Consider the following 18821-nt stretch of genomic DNA (forward strand, 5'->3'; position numbering starts at 1 on the left):
ATGTTCTTTCTGATTTCCCACCTGTTGGTGTAGATGAGTTTCCCAGCAACTGAATAAGTTTTAAGGATGAAATAATGTCGCTTCTTGAGGAAGACTTCGAAGAACCCATTGACGTGTTTTACCAGCGCTGGTCCAAGCTCGCAGATCACATGCTTGCTGACCCAGACCTGAACATGTATTTGTGTATCAGCGATTACCCATTTGTAGAGACTGCAAGACTTCGGGATATTTCGGGCCTCATCCCCAGGTGGTATGGGTATTTCCCCACCAAGGAACAAGAAATGTTCATGCGGGCTGCCCGAAGGGGAGACATTGGGGTGTTCATGTTCGATAAGACTGCCCGCTATCCGAATGCTTTGTATCACGCTATGGGCGGCAAAATTTGGGTGGGAGATTCCATCGTGGTCACGAATGACCAGGATTTTCCCACCAATGTGATGGACACAATGATTCACATGTCCCAACACTCACCAGTAGAGCCCGGGGTTGAACAACAGTTTATGCTGGGTAGCAAGAGCTTTAAGCTTTCTTTTGAGCACAGTGACCTCCCTGGAATGGTGTACGGGCATATTCTGGCGAATAATGAAATAATGCGGAACATTTTCCACGGAATGGAATAAGAAAGCCTGAAGCCTCTTCACTGCTGGAGCAATAAGGTTTAGGTTCGGTTGGCAGATGAGGCGTATTGGCCGTACTTGGTGCCGAGGCGACCCAAAGATGATCTTGCGTTTGGCACCTTTGGGCGTCGTCAAGCGGGCTAAAGCAGCTTCTCGGCGGTACCCAGCGGCACATGCAACCATTCTTTGCGATGGTTATAGTCGTAATCAACCTCGTACATGAGCTTGTCCATGACATACGCATCAAGCAGCTTATGGTCGTCGGGGCTCAACGCGCCGTAACCGTCGAGGAAGTCGGAAAACTCCGCGACCTGCGCATAGTCGAAACTCCGCACCATACCCGCTAGGTCCCGCATGGGGGAGTCCGGCAGGCGGCGCTGCGCGAGCGGAACCGTGGGCTCACCCTCGAAATCAATCAAATAATACTGGCCGTCCGCATACAGGATCTGCCCCAAGTGCAGGTCCGCATGGATACGCTGCACCGGAAATGACCGCGGCAAATCCTCGTACGCCGCCAACGCCACATCCTGAAACTTGCGCACCACCGGGGTGCGCTCGCAAAACAGCTCCAACCGGTCCGTGAACTGCTTATATAGCGTCTCCCGCGTCCCCACGCCGGTGGGAAACGCCTCGGCAAGATCCTCGTGAACATCCTTAATGACCGCGCCCAACCGGCGTAAATGCGGGCCCAAATCCGGTCGCAAATCCCACATGCTCACGGCATCGGTGAGCCGACTAGACACAATCGCAGTTGTGTAATCACCATAGGTCAAATGCCCCAAATACTCTGGCACGTGCCGATGCAGCGCCCGTGTCACCTCCACATCCGGGTGCAGCCCCGGCTCGCAGGTGCGGAAAAACTTCCAAATCGTCGTGCGGGTAATAAACGACGTGTTCGTCTGCAACGCATCCACCGGCGTGCTCTCCGCCATCTCCGGGTCGTCCAGCAGCTCCGTCAGCTTATCGCCATGCACCTGAAACCGCGTGTCATGCCCCAAGCACACATCAGCGACCGGATCTCCCGCCACGTCTTGAACCAAACTCTGACTTAATGTAATCATTTCATTCCTTCACGAATATAACCCAACGGGTCAGTAATAATGTCCGTGCTGCCATCCAGGTGCGCTACCAGCACTTGCTTGTCGACGCCATACTCCGGCCAATCCGGCTCCTCACCGTGAATAAACCGGAGCGCCTTCTCATGCACCAACTTTTCCAACGGCGGGCAGTGCCTAATTTCGGGAATATCCTGCGGGATACTGTCGAAATTGCCGAAAAACCAGGGAATGTCCGCGCAATGGTAGATCGGATCCTGCGTGGTTCCCCGATACTCCAGCACCCACGTTTTCTTCGGATTCGCGTCCGCCACCTGGACCACAAACTTCCTAATCATGGCGTCACCGATCAGATAGCCAATCTCCCGCACCCGGTGGGGTGGCAGCCACAATGTGTTTGCCCCAAACAGTCGACGATAGAAGGGTCGCAACACTCGGCCCCACCAAGAAGCATCCCGTTTCTGGCCGGCTGTTGACAATAGCATTTCTTCCTGGCTGCTCGTCACCACCAGCGGGATATCCGCCGACAACTCCTGGGCGCGAAACGGGTGCGGCCCAAACCGTAGATCATTCAGGACGAGGCTCCGCATCCGGGCCCGGGTCTTCTCCAACCTGTCATAATCCACCTTACCTAGCGCGTCCCGCGTGAGCCTGGTGCGTAATAATATTTTGGCCAGCCGCGACCGGAACGGCTGACGGGGAAACGCTGGTGACATTGCCCACGCCCGCCGAAACGCCCCCTTGTAATGGTCGCGGCGGCACAGCCACAGCACAATGCCCGCCCCCGCCGACTGGCCCACCAGGGTCACATTTGTGGGATTACCGCCAAAGCTTTCAATATTTTTCTGCACCCACTCCAGCGCCATCTCGCAGTCATCAATGCCGCGGTACCGGTTCGGTTCCTCGTCAGCAAACCGGGTGAAACCCAAAAATCCTAGTCGATAGCTCACGCTCACCGTTACCACCCCGTCGCGGGCAAACGGCACAGCATTAAACCACGGTTCATCGTAACTACCGGCCTCATAGGAGCCGCCATGGATAAATACCACAACCGGCAGGTCATCGAGTGGCTTTGCCGATGCGGGGGCGGTGATGGATAGCACCAGCTCACACATCTCTTTCCCATCTTCGCCACACTTGTGCATATGAAGATCTTCATGCTGTGGGGGGCGCGCCACACTAAAACGTGGTGCTATGCCGTACACAATCCGTTTGAAAACCGTGACGTCATCGGCCACCGTGGTCCCAGTGAACTGGCCAGACGGAGCGTTGACAATAATTTCACCCATGCAGGCGAGTTTAGCAACTACGATGAGTGTTCATGACCGTCAACCCGTTTGCCCAACCGTCGACGCTTCCCTACGAATTGCCGCCATTCGACCACATTAGCGAAGACCACTTCCGGCCGGCCTTCCGGGACGGCATGGCGCACCACGAGCAAGAACTTGATGCCATCGCCACGAATCCCGAACCGCCCACGTGGGAAAACACGATCGAGGCCCTGGAGCGCAGCGGGGCGGAACTGCGCCGCGTTTCGGCGGTGTTCTTCAACCTTCTCGGTACCGACGCCACCGAAGAACTCGAAGCCATCGCCGCTGACATTGCCCCCCAGCTCGCCGCCCACACCGACAAGCTATACCTGAACGAGCAACTCTATGGGCGGATCACGGCCGTCACCCCACCCGACGACCCTGAATCCCGGCGACTCCACGACCATATCCTGCGGCAATTCCGCCGGCACGGTGCGGCCCTCGACGCCGAGGACAAACAGCGGCTGACCCAACTCAACGAACGGCTGAGCGTGCTGGCCGAACAATTTACCCACAACCTGCGGGAAGAAACCACGCGGCTGGCCGTGGCATTTGAACGCGACGAACTCCAGGGTCTCGACGAGGGGCACATCGCCTCCGCGGCCGAAGACGCCCAAGCCTTGGGAAAGACCGGTTACGTGATCCCGCTGGGGCTGCCCACCGTGCAGGAGGAGCAGGTCGCCTTAGAGTTGCCGGCGTCCCGCGCCCGCCTGTATGAGGCATCCCTTCAGCGGGGCCGGGGTGCGAACGGCCAGGTTTTGGTGGAGATCACCCAACTGCGGGCCCAGCGTGCGGAGCTTTTGGGATACGCCACCCATGCGGACTATGTGATTGCGGAAGAAACCGCGGCCACCACCGATGCAGTGCGTACAATGCTGTTTGACTTGTCTCCCGCGGCGGCCACGAACGCCCGCAACGAACTGAAACTCCTGGTTGAAGCCGCGGAAACCGCCGGGGACGCTGAGGCTGATGGTGCAGGTGCCGGCGCCAGTGCCGTGACCGTGACCGATGCGGACCGCCCGTTTTGGGAAAGCAAGGTGCGGGAACGGGACTACGCGCTCGACGAGGCGGAACTGTCCCACTATTTTCCGCTCCGCCAGGTGCTGGTCGATGGGGTGTTTTATGCCGCCCACCTGCTCTACGGCATCACCATCATTCCCCGCACGGATCTCACCGGCTACGCCGCGGACGTGGACGTGTGGGAGGTACTCGACGAGGACGGCGCCGGCATCGGGCTGTTTCTCACCGACTACTATGCCCGGCCGTCGAAGCGGGGCGGGGCGTGGATGTCCACCTTCGTCGACCAGTCCGAGTTGCTGGGCACCCAACCGGTGGTGGTGAACGTGCTAAACATCACCAAACCCGCTGACGGCTCCCAACCATTGCTGTCGCTGGACACGGTGACCACGCTGTTCCACGAGTTTGGGCACGCTCTGCATGGGCTGTTGTCCAAGGTGCGATATCCGAGTTTTTCCGGCACGAATGTGCCACGGGACTACGTGGAATTCCCCTCACAGATCAACGAAAACTGGGCGGTGGACCCCACGGTTCTGCGCCACTATGCCCGGCACGCGGATACCCAGGAGCCCATTCCCGACACGCTCGTGAATGCGATCCATGCGTCCCGGCAGTTCGGTCAGGGCTTTGCCACCAGCGAATACTTAGCGGCCGCGGTGATCGACCTGGCGTGGCATTCCCTCAGCGCCGCGGAGGCCCAAAACCTGACGGCCGATGACATCGACGCCTTCGAACAGCAGGCGTTGGCGGCGGCCGGGCTGGAGGTGACGCCCCGATACCGATCCACCTATTTCGCCCATGTGTTCGGTGGCGGCTATGCGGCCGGCTACTACTCGTACCTGTGGGCCGAGGTGCTGGACGCGGATGGGTTCGCCTGGTTTACCGAGCAGGGTGCCGCCGGCCCAGACGCCGAGGCCGCGCGGATGCGTGCCGCCGGGCAGCGATTCCGGGACGTGATCCTATCCCGGGGCGCAGCCGACGACTATGCGGCGGCGTTTACCGCCCTACGCGGCCGGGATAAGGACATCACCCCGCTGCTGACCCGGCGCGGACTGCGGGGTGCGCTCCCGTGACCGTGGTGGATGTGGTAAGCCAGTTTCTGATTACCAGCCCGTTTTGGTTGCAAGGGCTCATCATGTTTGTGGTGGTGGTGCCCCTGTGCGCGGCCCTAGCGATGGTGTGGCTGCGGCTGGTGGACTTCATTGGCGCCACCATGTTCCGGGTTCGAACATGGTTTCGGTACCGTCGGTAGCATTCGGCTGCTTTACGACGCCCAATGGTGGCGGGTGGGCGAATTCCAATTGAGGCGTTGGGACCATTCGAAATAATTGGCGGGAAGCAATTCAGCGTCTTAATAATCTTGGAAGCTGGGCCACTTTTCCTAGAAGCTGGATAAACTTTCAGTAGGGGAATATTCTATCGTGCGGTTTTGGGGTATCGAAAGTATGTTCTGGCAAAATACAGACATGCCTCTAATGGCTATTTCAGACATGCCGTATTGTGTTAATGATTGATTGCAATATTTTTCTTATAATTAGAAATGGATAGTTCGATCATAACGGAAAATTATTATTTAGCGTTAAGTATTATTTATGATTACTGTTTATCGTGAGGGGTTATAATTATTTGTATAAATCATGGGGAATATGTGTTCTAATTATTATCTAAAATGATGGATTGTCTTTACTGATATGATCGCGGATTTCCCAATAGTCTTTCTATTATTAGCTATTTTCGAATGGTATTGGCAATCTTACTAACATTGTAATTTAATATTTCTGCAGCTTATATAATCTGTATCGTTTTTTGAGTGCGATAGCATATGGGCGACGTTGGGATATATAAATTATTTTTTATAGGTCGGTACGAATGCTGTAACGGGGGTAAAGCTTATTAATTGTGTTTTCGGATAAGCAAGGGTTAATTATGAGGTAAGATGTCCTGGTAGTGTGATATGTTTTCCTTAAAATTGCTGGTTGGTGCATGTCGATTAGGTGTTCGATTCGTACCCCCGTGCTGTTGGTGAGGGGTAGACGGTGTGACGGTGCGTGTCGTAGGGTCGCAGATGTGTTGATGCTCTCAGCATTGCACATCCAAGGTAAGTTCTATTTTTGGGAGTAAGTCATGAAGGCGAAACTTCGTTTGTGGCGTGGGGGGGGGGACGCTGATTCTGGCGGCTGGTCTCGCGCTGGGGTCTGCCCCGGTGGTGTCTGCTGCTGGTGCTGAGGTGGACCTTGATGTGGTGACTAAGGTGGTTACTGCGTATCAGGATTTGTTGGATTCGCATTGGACGGATTCGAATTGTTCGTTGTCGAGTTGTGTGAATGCTAGTAGTTCGGTGTTTGCATCATCGGGGGATAAGAAGTCTCAGCGGGGGTCGAGTTTTGGGGGTTCTTCAAAGGATAACCGGGATGAGAGGAAGAATTCCGGCGAAAACCCGAAATTCACGCAAGCTGAAGCTACAATCTTGCGGGTGCGGGATGACATGAAAGAATTCGGATTACCTATTGTTTCCGCGAAGAGCACTATCAGCGTGACGGATGCCAAGATGAATGCTGATGGTAAGGTAACGGTTTCCGCAGACATCGGGACAACGAAGACATATCAGGGTAGCGATGACCCGAGTTATATGAGTGATATCCATACCCTGACTTTATCTTTGAATAAAGAAAATGTGTTTGCTGTCATTGAAGATGTAGTTGCCCCGATGCCGCAAGAAGAAATTTTGGCAGATAAGCCAGAAAATGTTGATTTTAATGATGTGCCAGTTGATCGCATTTTGGGCGTGGAATCAGCAGGCAATAACCAGTTAGCAGTGAATCCTGTTGGCGCAAATGGTGATACTGCGAAATTCTCCTTGTTGCCATCTCATCAAGATCAAAGTTCAGTAGTTGTGAAGCCTGTGCTTGATCCTTTCTTTAGGCAGCCAAAACCAGATGTTGAGAAGATGGTAGCTTATGCTCTGCATTGGTCACGCGAAGATTTACCAAGAATTGAACCTGTGAAGAGTAAGGAAGATGTGAATCCTAACTATCCGAATCAGGGGACGAATTGTACAAACTTTGCCTCACAGGCCTTGGAGGCAGGAGGATGGAAACGTAAATTAGGTGTGGACAGTAGGGATTCAGATGCTTGGCATCCATTCAGTAAGGATCGTGCACATGATAATCGCATCATTCCTACATCAACATGGGGAGCAGCTGCGAATTTGTATGGATACGCAAAGACCAATGGTCCTTATCATGATCTTGGTGAAAAAGAGTTTGCTCAAAAAGGTGATTTAATCTTTGTTGATTGGGATCCTAATAACAAGTTTGATGGGAAGATTGATCATACAATGGTTGTGACTGGGACTATTTCAGCTTCTTCGCCAAAAGGACGGTTTACAACCCCACGTATTTCACAAAAAACTCGTAACCGACACAATATTACTTTCAGGGAAGTCTTTTTGCACATGGGGGAGTCTGGGAAAGAGCCCAAAAATGCAAGGTGGTATGCACTGGGTCTTAAATAAGACCTGAGGTATGTAGCTTGTTGGGAAAGCCGTTTAATTTTCAGATGCAAATATGTTTGAACAAGCGGTGATGGTAAAAATATCACGTGTAGTGTCGTGATAGTTGAGCTACTGTGTAATACAGTAGCTTTAACTCTGTGCGTTATGTGGGAAATAGTTATTGCATGCATGGTGAAAACTATGAAATGGGTAGTGAGTAGACAAGTAACATTATTTTTAGGATTCCTCCTTGTGGTGGTGATGCTCTTTGTAGCATCCCTGCTGGCAGAAGATCACATGCAGGAGAAACAGCAAGCGGTTACTGCCGGGACCACAATCGTCCCGGAATCCATTAACTCGGAAACCGATCAAGCTGTCGGTCGAGCGATAGAAAAATATGAAGCAGTCCTCGATGCCCAATGGACTGATCGTGATTGCACACTATCATCCTGCCCACATTCCAGTCGAGCAATTCCCGGTGTTCCAACAGGCAGGGGATTATTTACCACGCATGAACGAAACAACATCGAGGAGCGAGGAAACCTACTTGCCTACCCCTCCTCATCACGCGTTCAAGTTCGCAGCGATATTGAACTGTACAGCGTCAAAGCAAAAAATAATGATGAGGTTGAAGCAATCGTGTACGTCACAATTATCAAAACATCCGAGGATAACGAGAAAAACAGCAACAGTTCCGACATTCACATCATGACTCTTGCCCCTAGTAGCCTCAACGATGGTGAATACGTGGTTATGGAAGACATAATTGATGGTTCCAACATGCAAGTGCCGCATATCCAACCCCTCTATACCAATGGTTAAAGCCACGGCCCACATGACGGCAAAGCGGCCATTGGTACCACGGAACATATAAATTATTTTTTATAGGTTGTATCGGATTGCATAGCGGGGGTAAAGCTTATTAATCTGGTTTTTGGATAAGCATGGGTTAATCGTGAGGTAAGACGACCTGGTAGCGTAATATGCTTTCCTTAAAACTTCCGGTCAAGACACCAATGAGCGGCACCGATTCATACCCCCATCCTGTTGATGGGCGCTAGACTACGCGCCGGGGATTGTCGTAGGGTCGCAGATACGTTGATGATTATCCCACAACACGCATCAACATCAGATTCTCTATGTCTATAGATTTTGGGAGTGTAAGTCATGACGTTAACACCTTGGATATGGCATGGGGTGAGGCCGATCCTCTTTGGTGACCGCTCATTGGGTTTAGATTTATGTGCGCCATGGGTGTCGTCGTAACGCCACCCGCTGGGTGAGTTCGAGGTTTATTGAAGGTTATTTATCTACAAAACGGTGGGGTTAGTGACGCGGTGCGAACAATAATAGCGGTGCTACGGACAATGGTGTTGTTGGCCCTGGTGGCAATGGTCGGGTATATAGCGGTATCCGGTTACCAGGGGTATCACAAGTCGTATCCGGCTTATCCCGAGCAAAAAACTGCCGGTCAAAAGATTGACCAGGCGGTTGGCAGGGCGGTAGAGCACTATGAGGAAGTGCTCGACAAGGAACAAAATAATCCTCATTGCACGCTATCGAATTGTCCGATTTCCAGTAAATTCATTCCCGGTGTGCCAGAGAACCGGGCCCTCTTCACCAACGCGGAACTCGTCAATTTTCGCAGGTGGGTGACCAAAGAGAAACCGCGAAGCAGCATCGACCTGTATAGCGTGTCGGCCAACGAGAATGGTGTGGTCGAGGCGATCGTCTATGTCACGATGGTGAAATGCACCTCCCCGGAAAACGACTATCCCTACAGCAGCACGACGGATGTGCACCGAATGATTTTGATTCCCAGCCACCACCATGAGGCCGACTATGTGGTGATGGAGGACGAATATTTCCCCATGATGGATGCGATGAAATACCCCGCCGCGTTCTCGCCCCTCTACGCCAGCAGCGAAGACGAAGACATGTTTCCCGAATGCAGCGAACCCGGGTCGCCCCACAGGTTTGCCGGTTTAACCCGCAGCTTTACGACGAGGTGATCGGTGTGTTGCGGCAGCGAAGCGGAACCATCATCATCGTGGTGATCGTGGCGTTGTTTGTCGGCTATTCGGTGCACACCGCGGCGGAAAGCCGGCGGACGCAGGTGGTGGCGCGGGCGATCGAGGAATACATGGCGGTTCTTGACGCCGAATGGGTTGATGCGGATTGCATGCCGGATCATTGCCCGAAGTCGAGCAAGTCGCTTCCCGGGGTGCCTCAGGATCGGGCCCTGTTCACCTCTACCGAGGGTGGCATCATTAGGGGTCGGGGTAAGGACGTATCCACCGTTGCGCCGGTGCGAAGTAGCCTGGCCATTTATGAGTTAAAGAAACAAAAGCATGGGGTGGTGGAGGCCTATGTGGATATCACCGTTACCCAATGTCCGTTTTCGGGGAACAAAGGTGACCCATATGAGGTGCTTCCCGACCTGTATCGGATTACTCTTGCCCCTAGCGTCGTCGATAAGCATAACTATGTGGTCATGGACGATGAATACTTGAACCCCACCAAATACCGCCCGGGGCCTGGTGGTGTCGCCATCTATTACCGGGACAATGGGAGGAAGCCTCAATGTTTCGGTTAGCCAGCAGGATTATCGTGGTGGGTTCGATCATTTTGGTGCTTGTGTTAGTTGTGGGCGGGTGCGTGCTAGAGGAGTTACAGTGGCAGCAGATGATGCACCCGAATTGGCCCAAGCAGGAGACGGCTGGTGCCGAGGTTGATAGGGCGGTTGGTGCCGCGGTGGATCGGTATGAGGCGGTGCTGGATGCTCAGTGGGGGGACGCGGATTGTGTGGTGGAGCGGTGTCCGAAGTCGAGTAAGTCGCTTCCTGGTATGCCGCGGGATCGGGCGGAGTTCACCAAGGAGGAACGCTTTAATCTGGAGCGGAAAGCCCACTACCTGTCCCGCGAGCCTGTGAGCAGCACAGATTTATACAGTGTGGTGGAAACCGATGCGGGTGTGGAGGCCATTGTGTATGTGACGGTCGCTAAGTGTGATGGGTCGGAGGTGAGTGTGGCTACGGATCCGCACCGCATGATGCTCGCCCCTAGCACCAGTCGCGTGGGCGAGTATGTGGTGATGGAGGATGCCATCCTCACCAAGGAGGAGTCGCCGAAATATCCGGAGACGTTCTCCCCGCTGTACTCCGGCCGGAAGGGGGAGGAACCAGACTGCTCGTAACACCCACCTTTTGTATGATGATGGTAGCGGTTGACCCCAAACAATTAATGATTCTCGCTTATAAAATAGAACATTAATGATGAGGAAGGTGAATTATGGGGGCGTCGGTGAATTGGGACCGGCTCGTGGTCGTCGGGTCGCTGAGTTTCGTGGTGACGATGGTGCTGGTCGGTGCATTCGTCGTTCATGACGACGATGGGCCGATACCGTATGCGACCCGCCCCGACCAGTATTCCGCCGGCCCAATCATTGACCAGGCGGTCGGTCGGGCGATAGAGAAATACCGGGAAGTGCTTGACGAGGGGCAGAACAGCCCCGACTGCACCCGGTTGAACTGCCCGATCGCTAGTAAATATATTCCGGGCGTGCCGGAAGACCGGGCGCTCTTCACCGATGCGGAACGATCTGAGCTAGGGAGAGTCTCCTTCGGTGAGCGGGCGCGAAGCGGGTTCAGCCTCTACAGCGTGAACCGCCAAGATGATGGCGTGGTGGAGGTCATCGCCTACGTGGTGGCGTTCAAATGTTTTGATCTGCAAGATGGGGGTGGTAGTAGTGGTGGCACGTTTCTGCACCGAATGCTGCTCGCTCCCAGCCAAGTGGATGAGCACGAGTATGTGGTCATCAAAGATAACTTCTTGCCCATGACGATGGACCATGTGTATCCCGATTCGTTTGATCCGCTCTACTCCAGCCGCAGGAGCGCAGCAGAGTTGAAATGCCCCAGGAGGAAGGAATTAATTGTTGAAAATTAATTCCTGAAACCGGGTGGTCCGTTCTATCTCGGTCGTATGTATTTAGTATTGATGATTGTAACTACTAGTATGTATGCTTGGTGGTATGAATGCACGCGAACGTTTGGTGGATGCTACTCAAGAACTGTTATGGGAACAAGGCTATGCTGCGACTAGTCCAAAAGATATTCTTCATCGGGCTGGTGCAGGACAGGGTAGTATGTATCATCACTTTGCTGGTAAACAGGAGCTGGCAGTTACTGCCCTTGAGGCTAGTGCAGCAGCGATGCGTTCCGATGTGGAAGCTTTGTTGGATGTGAAGAGACCAGCTATGGAGCGTCTCATTGCATATTTGGAACGTCAGCGTGATTCGTTACGTGGATGCCGCATGGGTCGTATGACATATGATGCTGACGTGCTAGCAACTCCAGAGCTGCTAGCACCAGTATCGCGGACCTTGGGCTGGCTGGTTGATACCATCGCCGAAGTGATTCGCCAGGGTATTGATGCTCAGGAATTTCCTGCAAGCGTGGATGCCCATCAGCTTGCTTCTATGGTGGTTGCCACTGTACAAGGCGGTTATGTCTTGGCTCGTGCTCAATGGAATCCAGCAGAATTTGATGCTGCTGTAAATGGTGCTGTCACTCTTCTGCGTGCGTGGAAAAACAATGGGCATTCCGCTTGACCATTCCACCAGTGCTATGGAGTCAAGATTTGGTTATTTTGACTGCAAGTCTCTGTTGACTGTTTATGGCATTACCCTTGCCTGACAACTGCAAACTTATGACTAACTCTACTCGCAATTATGTAATCAAGGAGAATCGCTAATGTATGCTATGCAATATCAAGTTGGTCTTCCTGCCGACTATAACATGCAAATCATTCGGGATCGGGTAAAGAAGACTGGACACCTGATGGATGGTTTTGCGGGCTTGGAATTTAAGGCCTATCTCATTCGGGAAAAGTCTAAAGGTGCTGGTCGAAATGTGTATGCCCCGTTCTATGTCTGGCGTAACATCGATGGAATGCGCAGTTTCTGTTGGGGAGAACCTGGCTATTCAGCAATCGTTCGTGATTTCGGCCGTCAGCCGATTCAGGACTGGACTATTCATCGCATCGTTAGGGGACCAATATCCTATGCTGATGCGCGTAGCCTTACTCTCACCACAGTGTCGCTACCAGTCGACATTGCACCCTCTCTGTGTCTAGATTCTGTCACCCAAGACTTCTTGAACAGCGTTGCTGATTCTACGGTTACACTTGTCACCGCTGTTGATGTCACCAATTGGAATGCTATTTTTGTTGAGCTTAGTAACAGGGAATCAGATCAGAGCGTGACCAGTTCCCTCTCTTATGAAGTGCTACATGTGTCGTACGGAAGCTAGTTTCCTTATCTCATGCTTGCCTGAAGCTTTCGAGGAGAAAGGAATTAATTGTTGAAAATTAATTCCTGAAACCGGGTGGTCCGTTCTATCTCGTCTGCGGTCATGCCAGGCTTTGGAAACCCCCTTGGTCCGCTTTGCGGCTTCTCAAACGAATAATAGTGCGGAACCACAAAAAACTTACTGCCGGTAATCCTGATTTCCGCGGCGTAGGGCTCATCCATACTGGTATCATCCGTCACAAATTGTATGCAATGATCCGACCAATAGAATGGTCGCTCTATCCGTGGGTCCACATCCCATTCCTCAAGAATGGTTCGATCGTGGGTGTGTATCAGATCAATGGTGGCGTCGGTAATGTAAAACTCATAGTGAGCGCCATAATACGTCCAGATGCCCGCCTTAATATAGACGTCATTGTCGAAAAACCAGGATTCGTGGGTAATCCACAGTTCATCGCGGAATTCGTTATAGGCGTAGTCGTAAAAATCTGATACCGATATCATTCCCCCAATATAGCGACAACCCAGCTAGCGGCGTCGTAAAGCTTCTTAAACGCATAGGGAAACAGGATATACTGATTTTGGGGTAGGCAGGCTAAACTAATGCGCAATCACATCAGGAAGGGAACCATGGCCAATCCGGAAGAGCTGCGCAAACAAGACCAACGCCTGCCAAAACCTAAGCGCGCATACCCACGATCACGAGTGACCCAATCGCTGTATCTGCTGATAGCCATCGTGATCGTGGCCTGGCTGGTGTCGATGATCCCCTAATTAATTACCCGGTGCCGGGCGGCGGGATGCCTCCGTAATCTTATGGAAGAGCGGCATCTCGTTCAGGTCATCAATCAACACAATATTGCCCTGGGCGTTACGTAATGGCACACACCAGTTCGGGTACTGCTCCTTCGCGGTGCCCGGCTGGTTTTGCACATTCTCGTCACCAACCATGTCCACTAGGGCTGTGCACGTTAGTGCTGCCGGCGTGTGTGCCACAAACCGGTGTGCTGCTGTCACCAGCACCTCCACGTCGCCCCGCTCATCCCGGGCCCGGCCGTGGAAATTATCCATGTGGAAGTCTTCACCGGCGAAACCACCCTGTTCCAGCACCCGGTTGAGCACCTCGGCCTGCCAGTTCAGGTCATTATTGAGCTCTTCGTCAAGATTGCTCTTGAGCAGGCCCAACTCGTTGCGCAGCGTGATATGCTTGCCACGCAAGAATCCCGCGGTGGGCGGCAGATCGTGTGTGGTCACCGATGCCAAACATGCCTTCCGATACTCCTCCAGGCGCCGTGCCCCACCATACGGTGAACCTTCGAACCACAGCACGCTCGTGCCCATGATGCCGTACTGGTTCAATACGTCCTGCATCCAGGGTTCGAACGTGCCCAAGTCCTCGCCGATCACCACGGCGCCGGCTCGCTCAGCCTCCAGGGCCACGATGCCCACCAGTGCTCGGAAATCATAGTTCACATAGGTGCCCGTCTGCGGCGACTGATTGCGGGGCATCCAATACAGGCGGAACAGGCCTAAAACGTGGTCGATCCGAATACCACCCGCGTGTCGCAAAATGGTTCGAAGCATGTCGCGCCAGGGCTTATAGCCGGCCTCCGCCAACCGTTCGGGGTGCCACGGCGGCTGCGACCAGTCCTGACCGTATTGGTTGTAGTTGTCTGGCGGTGCCCCCACCGATGCGCACGGCGCCAGCACATTCGCCAAGGTTTCGGCATCGGCGCCGAAGGGGTGCACACCCACGGCCAGGTCGGCCATGATGCCGATCTTCATGCCAGCGGCAGTACACCGGGCCTGGGCGGCAGCTAACTGCTGGTCGCAGATCCATTGCAGCCACATGTAGAAATCCACCGGCGGCTCGTCTTCGGCATGATTACCGGTACCAAGCTTGGCGATTTCCTGCTTTGCGCACCATTCGGCAAATGCCGTTAACCCGTCGCCTTCCCGGTGAATGTAGTCGCGGAATAGTTGCTCCCGGGTTTCGTCGCGGCCGGCGTGGAAGATCTCCCGCAGGGCCCGCAACTTGGCCTCATAGATGGGGTCGCGCTCAATCTGAACATTATCCCGATTATGCTCTCGGAACTGGCGTGCGAGCTCTGTCACTTCGGCGCGCACATCCTCCGCCAATAATTCGATCTCGGGGATATCCTCGATGCGAATATAGATCGGGTTGATAAACCTGCGGGTGGCAGGCAGGTAGGGGGAATCCTCCACGGGCGGGAACGGCTCGGCCGCGTGCAGCGGGTTAATGAGTAGAAAATCGCCCGCACCATTATTGGCCAAAGTTTCCCCCAAATAGCCAATGTCGCGGAAGTCGCCAATGCCCCATGAATCAGAAGATCGTACCGAATACAGTTGCGCCATCACGCCCGCCACCGGATTATTGATATAGGTGTCGGTGGTAGACAGGTGCGTTGGCGTCACGACCAGGGTGCAGCTATGGGAGATATTGTCGGATACTAGGGTGATGGTGTGCCAGCCTTGTGGCAGGCCCGTGGGGAGCTGGAAGGTGGCTTCGCCCCAGATCACGCCGTCGATATCGCGGGGTGGTTCCCAGTTTTCCAACTGCTCGGTGATCTCCAATACGGAGCTGTTTTCGAAGGTAATGAACAGTTGGTCAACGGGTTTGCCGTCGCGCACGTGCACGTTGAAGGCTTGGGATTCGGTATCGGTGGTCACGATACAGCGGGGGAGTGGCCGGGAAAACTCCTGGTCGTGGCGGCGTTGAAGCGCTGCCTGGACGGTTTCTTCGCTGGGTCGTTTATCATAGTCGGCGCCGTCAAAGTCAATGGCGGCCAGGTCATCGACGCTGTAATCGTTCAACCCAAGGTCTACCCCCATACAGTGGAGGATTTTTATCAGAGTGTCATCCGGTACCCCCAAGTAGTGGCCACCATAGGCGGTGTAGCCCGTTGCAATGCTGTGCTCTGTAGCGAGTTCGCGTAATAGATCTTGATATCCCACACTTCACTATTGTGCCATTATGTGTGCCATTCCTCCCAGAATATCAGATTTTCTTTTATTAAATTAGGGTTATTCTTGGGAAAACCGCACGATAGCCCCCATAATATGGGGCAATTTTTGCATGATATGCGGATGTTTGTAGCAAATAACACAAGAACAGTGGTGCACAATAGAGCCACAGGCGTTACTGAGTGTTGTTTGGTTCTGTTCGCTTGTCGACGCCCACTCGGTGGGCGGGCTCGTGAGCCGATTCGCCAGGATTGTGACAATCGGGTGCCCCGTAAGAGATAATAAGCTATTACGCACATTTTGGTAGCCACGGAAAGGGAACCGCGCCATGGAGGAAGTCCACACTCCCGCAGAATACGCCGTCGGGGAATCCGACACCTGCCTCACCGCCCTGTTGGGTAGTGCCGCAGCCCGTCCCTACGGGGTGATTTTCACGCGGCCGCAAAACTTCGAGTGGGTGAACGTGACCGCGGCCGAATTCATTGCCGAGGTGTACGAGGTGGCCAAGGGGTTCATCGCCAATGGTGTGCAGCAGGGTGACCGCATTGCGCTGCTGAGCGAAACTCGCTACGAATGGTCCCTGCTCGACTTTGCCATTTGGGCCGCCGGAGCCGTGAGCGTTCCCATCTACGGCTCCTCCTCCCTGAGTCAAATCGAATGGATTATCGAAGACTCCGGGGCGGTGTTTGCCGTCACCGAAACTCGTGAACACACGGAGCTTATGAAAAACCTGGTGTTGGGTGAGGACGGCAAACCCCTGCTGCACGGCTCCACGTCGCAGCTGCGCCGCATCCTGGAAATCAATGCCTCCGCCATCGCCACCCTCAAATTTGAGGGCCGGCCCATCGACGACGACCAGGTGGACGAGCGGATCCACGCCACCAAATCCCGGGACCTGGCATCACTGGTGTATACCTCCGGCACCACTGGTCGGCCGAAAGGCTGCCGACTCACCCACGCCAATTGGCTTTCCGAGGTGCACGGCCTGCTCACCAACCCCATTGGGGCCATCGCCCGCCCCGGCTCCCGGGTGCTCACGTTCCTGCCGTTGGCCCACGTGCTGTCGCGGGCGGTGTCCCTGGCCGTGGCCATCGGCGGCGGCACTCAATCCCACTGGTCGAATTTCTCCACCCTGGGGGTGGAATTCCAGCGGGCCCGCCCCAACCTGATCCTGGGCGTGCCGCGAGTCTTTGAAAAGGTCCACAATTCGGCGGTGGCGAATGCCGCGGCCGGCGGGCCGGTGCGGGCCGCCCTCTTTCATAAGGCACGGAACGTGGCCATTGAGTATTCCCGCGCATTGGACACTAGCGAAGGCCCATCGAGGATGCTGAAACTCCAGCACAAAACCTACGACCGGCTGGTGTATTCCAAGATTCGGGCGGCCATGGGCAATTCGGTGCACTACGCTATTTCCGGCGGTTCGGCCATGAGCCCGGAAATCCTGCACTTTTTCCGGGGCATTGGTGCCCCCATCTATGAGGGCTACGGGCTGACCGAAACCACCGCGGCCGCCACCGTGGACTTCGTGGACCAGAAAATTGGCACCGTGGGCCCACCCATTGGGGGGGTATCGGTGCGGATTAATGACGACAGCGAAATCCTCATCAAGGGCACCACCGTGTTCGACGGTTATTGGAACAACCCAACCGCAACCGCGGAATCCTTCACTGACGACGGCTGGTTTAACACCGGTGACCTGGGTGAAATCCTCGAATCCGGGCACCTGGTCATCACCGGCCGGAAGAAAGACCTCATCGTCACCGCCGGCGGCAAGAACGTGTCCCCCGAACCCATGGAAGACGCCCTGGTCGCCCATCCGCTCATCAGCCAGGCCATGGTTGTCGGTGATGGCAAACCCTTTATCGGGCTGCTGGTCACACTGGATGAGGACGCCCTCCGGCGGTGGAAACTCAACCGCAATATCCCAGAATCCCGCACCGTGGCAGAACTGGCCACCGACCCGGCCCTGCGGGCGGAAATTCAAGATGCGGTAAACGACACAAATAAGATGGTGTCGCATGCTGAAGCGATTAAGAAATTCCATATCCTAGACCGAGATTTAACTGAGGAAGCCGATGAGCTCACACCGACCATGAAAGTAAAGCGTAACGTGGTTGCTCGTCGATACGCGAAGGAAATCGAGCACCTTTACCAGCGCTAATGCTTCAAATCCGATACTTATTGTGAGGTGAGATATTTTATGTAGATTTGATCTCAATTCGGCGAGGCATGAAGCAAATCATGACCAACTGAATTAAAGTCTTTCTTCGTAAGAAAAACCAGTTTCATTGGTAACCTCAGTGAATCTGACCGTGACAATGAGGGGTGACCATAAATAATGCAGGTATTGACTGCCACATTGCGCCACCGGGAATTGACCCAAGAAATCTTTAACATCGGCGATGAGGTAGCAACTTTCATAGAAAATATCGCCGAAGCCATCGCCGACTGGGATGTCGAGCTGGTGGAGGACTGCGTCGCCGAATTCGAAGACATTATCGGCGACGCTAGGACCGACTCCCGCACCATTATCAGGGAACTAAAAGGAATCCGACAAGCACTGACGTCCGGGCTGGCCTCCGGCACTGTTGCCGCCACCATGCCCGATGGTGACGAGCAAATGAAGCGACCCACCCCCATGAACGCTCAGCTGCTGCGGAACCAATTCCCCATTACAAATAATTCGCCAGTCATGGTGCAGGAGATTAATCACATTCTGCAAGATCGTACCGAGCTTGTTAGACAATACCTGGCCCACATTGTGGATTGGGAACTGGCGGAAACCGAGAAAGCAGTTCGCAGCGCCGAAGACGAGCGCACATTACTCACCGTGTTCGGTTACACCTCCGACGCGGTGACCAGTGCGGCGAAGGCGTGGCGGGAAGCGGTGGTCGCCGACTATCCGGGGGTGACCCGCACCATGCGGGGTTCGCATCCGCCCGAATTTTTGAACGAACGCGCCCGCATTGATGCTGTTGTTGCCCGGGTGAAGGCAAAGATGGGACGTGCCGCCGGCGCTCACGTGTCGTAAAAT

Annotated in this window: 18 protein-coding genes; 14 read left to right on the forward strand and 4 right to left on the reverse strand. The window is 54.2% G+C overall.

Going from position 1 to position 18821, the window contains the following annotated elements; genetic code table 11:
* Window positions 1–74: 74 nt before the first annotated feature.
* Window positions 75–620 carry a hypothetical protein gene (locus HBA49_RS03130; protein ID WP_005521569.1) on the forward strand — a complete coding sequence of 182 codons (546 nt, stop codon included), beginning with the start codon at window positions 75–77 and terminating at the stop codon, window positions 618–620.
* A 137-nt stretch (window positions 621–757) separates the two neighbouring features.
* On the opposite strand, the gene HBA49_RS03135 is transcribed toward HBA49_RS03130, so the two are convergent.
* Together HBA49_RS03135 and HBA49_RS03140 are read right to left on the reverse strand one after the other, a co-directional pair.
* A complete protein-coding gene (locus tag HBA49_RS03135; RefSeq protein ID WP_005525534.1) occupies window positions 758–1678 on the reverse strand; it encodes a phosphotransferase in 921 nt (306 codons plus the stop codon).
* Window positions 1675–2961 carry an alpha/beta fold hydrolase gene (locus tag HBA49_RS03140; RefSeq protein ID WP_005526443.1) on the reverse strand — a complete coding sequence of 429 codons (1287 nt, stop codon included), beginning with the start codon at window positions 2959–2961 and terminating at the stop codon, window positions 1675–1677. Before HBA49_RS03140 ends, HBA49_RS03135 begins: the two co-directional genes overlap by 4 nt.
* Before the next feature lie 32 nt (window positions 2962–2993).
* Here HBA49_RS03140 and HBA49_RS03145 point away from each other — a divergent pair, with 32 nt between their 5' ends.
* From HBA49_RS03145 to HBA49_RS03190, 10 genes are all read left to right on the forward strand, one after another.
* Window positions 2994–5072 (forward strand): M3 family metallopeptidase, encoded by a 2079-nt coding sequence (locus HBA49_RS03145; RefSeq protein ID WP_005526547.1) that lies wholly within the window; start codon window positions 2994–2996, stop codon window positions 5070–5072.
* Entirely contained in the window at window positions 5069–5251 is a 183-nt protein-coding gene (locus tag HBA49_RS03150; RefSeq protein ID WP_005521573.1) for a hypothetical protein, read from the forward strand. The genes HBA49_RS03145 and HBA49_RS03150 overlap by 4 nt, the downstream gene beginning before the upstream one ends.
* Window positions 5252–6205: 954 nt before the next feature.
* Entirely contained in the window at window positions 6206–7513 is a 1308-nt protein-coding gene (locus HBA49_RS03155; RefSeq protein ID WP_244248380.1) for an amidase domain-containing protein, read from the forward strand.
* A 180-nt stretch (window positions 7514–7693) separates the two neighbouring features.
* Window positions 7694–8314 carry a hypothetical protein gene (locus tag HBA49_RS03160; protein WP_225866040.1) on the forward strand — a complete coding sequence of 207 codons (621 nt, stop codon included), beginning with the start codon at window positions 7694–7696 and terminating at the stop codon, window positions 8312–8314.
* A 533-nt stretch (window positions 8315–8847) separates the two neighbouring features.
* Window positions 8848–9504 (forward strand): hypothetical protein, encoded by a 657-nt coding sequence (locus HBA49_RS03165; protein ID WP_225866041.1) that lies wholly within the window; start codon window positions 8848–8850, stop codon window positions 9502–9504.
* A 5-nt stretch (window positions 9505–9509) separates the two neighbouring features.
* Window positions 9510–10088: a hypothetical protein gene (locus HBA49_RS03170; protein ID WP_005525578.1), complete on the forward strand. Its 579-nt coding sequence runs from the start codon at window positions 9510–9512 to the stop codon at window positions 10086–10088.
* The gene (locus HBA49_RS03175; RefSeq protein ID WP_005526089.1) at window positions 10076–10687 is read left to right on the forward strand and encodes a hypothetical protein; all 612 of its coding nucleotides are present in this window, start codon (window positions 10076–10078) and stop codon (window positions 10685–10687) included. Before HBA49_RS03170 ends, HBA49_RS03175 begins: the two co-directional genes overlap by 13 nt.
* Before the next feature lie 95 nt (window positions 10688–10782).
* Window positions 10783–11439: a hypothetical protein gene (locus tag HBA49_RS03180; RefSeq protein WP_005525978.1), complete on the forward strand. Its 657-nt coding sequence runs from the start codon at window positions 10783–10785 to the stop codon at window positions 11437–11439.
* Window positions 11440–11524: 85 nt separating this feature from the next.
* The gene (locus HBA49_RS03185) at window positions 11525–12103 is read left to right on the forward strand and encodes a TetR/AcrR family transcriptional regulator (protein WP_225866042.1); all 579 of its coding nucleotides are present in this window, start codon (window positions 11525–11527) and stop codon (window positions 12101–12103) included.
* Between the two features lie 142 nt (window positions 12104–12245).
* Window positions 12246–12803, forward strand: coding sequence for a DUF4865 family protein (locus tag HBA49_RS03190; protein WP_040431925.1), 558 nt, complete (start codon window positions 12246–12248; stop codon window positions 12801–12803).
* 44 nt (window positions 12804–12847) lie between these two features.
* Here HBA49_RS03190 and HBA49_RS03195 read toward each other — a convergent pair whose 3' ends face one another.
* Window positions 12848–13306: a hypothetical protein gene (locus HBA49_RS03195; RefSeq protein WP_112767172.1), complete on the reverse strand. Its 459-nt coding sequence runs from the start codon at window positions 13304–13306 to the stop codon at window positions 12848–12850.
* Window positions 13307–13432: 126 nt separating this feature from the next.
* Between HBA49_RS03195 and HBA49_RS03200 the strand changes: the two genes are divergently transcribed.
* Window positions 13433–13576 carry a hypothetical protein gene (locus tag HBA49_RS03200; protein WP_005526006.1) on the forward strand — a complete coding sequence of 48 codons (144 nt, stop codon included), beginning with the start codon at window positions 13433–13435 and terminating at the stop codon, window positions 13574–13576.
* Here HBA49_RS03200 and HBA49_RS03205 read toward each other — a convergent pair whose 3' ends face one another.
* Window positions 13577–15778, reverse strand: coding sequence for a 4-alpha-glucanotransferase (locus HBA49_RS03205; RefSeq protein WP_005525855.1), 2202 nt, complete (start codon window positions 15776–15778; stop codon window positions 13577–13579).
* A gap of 337 nt (window positions 15779–16115) precedes the next feature.
* Between HBA49_RS03205 and HBA49_RS03210 the strand changes: the two genes are divergently transcribed.
* The gene (locus HBA49_RS03210; RefSeq protein WP_005526075.1) at window positions 16116–17948 is read left to right on the forward strand and encodes an AMP-dependent synthetase/ligase; all 1833 of its coding nucleotides are present in this window, start codon (window positions 16116–16118) and stop codon (window positions 17946–17948) included.
* Window positions 17949–18125: 177 nt separating this feature from the next.
* A complete protein-coding gene (locus HBA49_RS03215) occupies window positions 18126–18818 on the forward strand; it encodes a hypothetical protein (RefSeq protein ID WP_005521592.1) in 693 nt (230 codons plus the stop codon).
* The last annotated feature ends 3 nt before the right edge of the window (window positions 18819–18821 follow it).

This window comes from Corynebacterium matruchotii (assembly GCF_011612265.2).
GTDB classification, from domain to species: domain Bacteria; phylum Actinomycetota; class Actinomycetes; order Mycobacteriales; family Mycobacteriaceae; genus Corynebacterium; species Corynebacterium matruchotii.

Coding starts and splice junctions, on each gene's coding strand:
- HBA49_RS03175 (WP_005526089.1), top strand. CDS start 10,076: ATGTTTCGGTTAGCCAGCAGGATTATCGTGGTGGGTTCGATCATTTTG.
- HBA49_RS03185 (WP_225866042.1), top strand. CDS start 11,525: ATGAATGCACGCGAACGTTTGGTGGATGCTACTCAAGAACTGTTATGG.
- HBA49_RS03180 (WP_005525978.1), top strand. CDS start 10,783: ATGGGGGCGTCGGTGAATTGGGACCGGCTCGTGGTCGTCGGGTCGCTG.
- HBA49_RS03210 (WP_005526075.1), top strand. CDS start 16,116: ATGGAGGAAGTCCACACTCCCGCAGAATACGCCGTCGGGGAATCCGAC.
- HBA49_RS03190 (WP_040431925.1), top strand. CDS start 12,246: ATGTATGCTATGCAATATCAAGTTGGTCTTCCTGCCGACTATAACATG.
- HBA49_RS03195 (WP_112767172.1), bottom strand. CDS start 13,306: ATGATATCGGTATCAGATTTTTACGACTACGCCTATAACGAATTCCGC.
- HBA49_RS03140 (WP_005526443.1), bottom strand. CDS start 2,961: ATGGGTGAAATTATTGTCAACGCTCCGTCTGGCCAGTTCACTGGGACC.
- HBA49_RS03145 (WP_005526547.1), top strand. CDS start 2,994: ATGACCGTCAACCCGTTTGCCCAACCGTCGACGCTTCCCTACGAATTG.
- HBA49_RS03130 (WP_005521569.1), top strand. CDS start 75: ATGTCGCTTCTTGAGGAAGACTTCGAAGAACCCATTGACGTGTTTTAC.
- HBA49_RS03200 (WP_005526006.1), top strand. CDS start 13,433: ATGGCCAATCCGGAAGAGCTGCGCAAACAAGACCAACGCCTGCCAAAA.
- HBA49_RS03215 (WP_005521592.1), top strand. CDS start 18,126: ATGCAGGTATTGACTGCCACATTGCGCCACCGGGAATTGACCCAAGAA.
- HBA49_RS03160 (WP_225866040.1), top strand. CDS start 7,694: ATGAAATGGGTAGTGAGTAGACAAGTAACATTATTTTTAGGATTCCTC.
- HBA49_RS03135 (WP_005525534.1), bottom strand. CDS start 1,678: ATGATTACATTAAGTCAGAGTTTGGTTCAAGACGTGGCGGGAGATCCG.